At 50.5% G+C, this 1,739-nt stretch carries 1 rRNA gene; it reads right to left on the bottom strand.

From position 1 onward, the window contains the following. Positions 1–44: 44 nt before the first annotated feature. Positions 45–1,581: ribosomal RNA gene (locus K0504_RS18245) — 16S ribosomal RNA — on the bottom strand. Between the last annotated feature and the right edge of the window lie 158 nt (positions 1,582–1,739).

Genomic DNA, 1,739 nt, shown 5'->3' with positions numbered 1-1,739 from the left:
CAAGACAATCTGTGTGAACACTCAACAATAAGATTGAGTATAGGTAAGGAGGTGATCCAGCCCCAGGTTCCCCTAGGGCTACCTTGTTACGACTTCACCCCAGTCATGAATCACTCCGTGGTGACCGCTCCCCCGAAGGTTAAGCTAGCCACTTCTGGAGCAACCCACTCCCATGGTGTGACGGGCGGTGTGTACAAGGCCCGGGAACGTATTCACCGTAGCATTCTGATCTACGATTACTAGCGATTCCGACTTCATGGAGTCGAGTTGCAGACTCCAATCCGGACTACGACAAGCTTTAAGTGATTCGCTAACTCTCGCGAGCTCGCAGCACTCTGTACCTGCCATTGTAGCACGTGTGTAGCCCATCCCGTAAGGGCCATGATGACTTGACGTCGTCCCCACCTTCCTCCGGTTTATCACCGGCAGTCTCCTTAAAGTTCCCACCCGAAGTGCTGGCAAATAAGGACAAGGGTTGCGCTCGTTGCGGGACTTAACCCAACATTTCACAACACGAGCTGACGACAGCCATGCAGCACCTGTCTCAGAGCTCCCGAAGGCACTAATCTATCTCTAGAAAATTCTCTGGATGTCAAGGGATGGTAAGGTTCTTCGCGTTGCATCGAATTAAACCACATGCTCCACCGCTTGTGCGGGCCCCCGTCAATTCATTTGAGTTTTAACCTTGCGGCCGTACTCCCCAGGCGGTCAACTTAATGCGTTAGCTCCGTCACCCACAGCGTAAAAGCCACAAGCAACTAGTTGACATCGTTTACAGCGTGGACTACCAGGGTATCTAATCCTGTTTGCTACCCACGCTTTCGCATCTGAGCGTCAGTTTTTGTCCAGGGGGCCGCCTTCGCCACTGGTATTCCTTCAGATCTCTACGCATTTCACCGCTACACCTGAAATTCTACCCCCCTCTACAAAACTCTAGTCTGCCAGTTCCAAATGCTATTCCGGAGTTGAGCTCCGGGCTTTCACATCTGGCTTAACAGACCGCCTGCATGCGCTTTACGCCCAGTAATTCCGATTAACGCTTGCACCCTCCGTATTACCGCGGCTGCTGGCACGGAGTTAGCCGGTGCTTCTTCTGCAGTTAACGTCACACAATATTGGTATTAACAATATCGCTTTCCTCACTGCTGAAAGTACTTTACAACCCGAAGGCCTTCTTCATACACGCGGCATGGCTGCATCAGGCTTGCGCCCATTGTGCAATATTCCCCACTGCTGCCTCCCGTAGGAGTCTGGACCGTGTCTCAGTTCCAGTGTGGCTGATCATCCTCTCAGACCAGCTAGAGATCGTCGCCTTGGTGAGCCATTACCCCACCAACTAGCTAATCTCACTTAGGTTCCTCTCTGAGCGAGAGCCGAAGCCCCCTTTGGCCCGTAGGCGTTATGCGGTATTAGCAGTCGTTTCCAACTGTTGTCCCCCACTCAAAGGCAGATCCCTAAGCATTACTCACCCGTCCGCCACTCGTCATCAAACTAGCAAGCTAGTTCATGTTACCGTTCGACTTGCATGTGTTAGGCCTGCCGCCAGCGTTCAATCTGAGCCATGATCAAACTCTTCAATTAAAAAGTTTAATGCGTTGCTCAACTGATTGATTTTCGATTAATCGAATTGACTGTTCAAATAAGAACACTCTTCAATAAGTTGATAATTTTTTATCTCAACTCACTGCGAGTGCCCACACAGATTGTCTTGCTTAATTGTTAAAGAGCGTGCGTCTTTC

The sequence above is a fragment of the Neiella holothuriorum genome, from assembly GCF_019457915.1.
GTDB classification, from domain to species: Bacteria; Pseudomonadota; Gammaproteobacteria; order Enterobacterales; family Neiellaceae; genus Neiella; species Neiella holothuriorum.
Note: the sequence above shows the minus strand (reverse complement) of the source record. Positions and strands in the feature narration are given on the sequence as shown.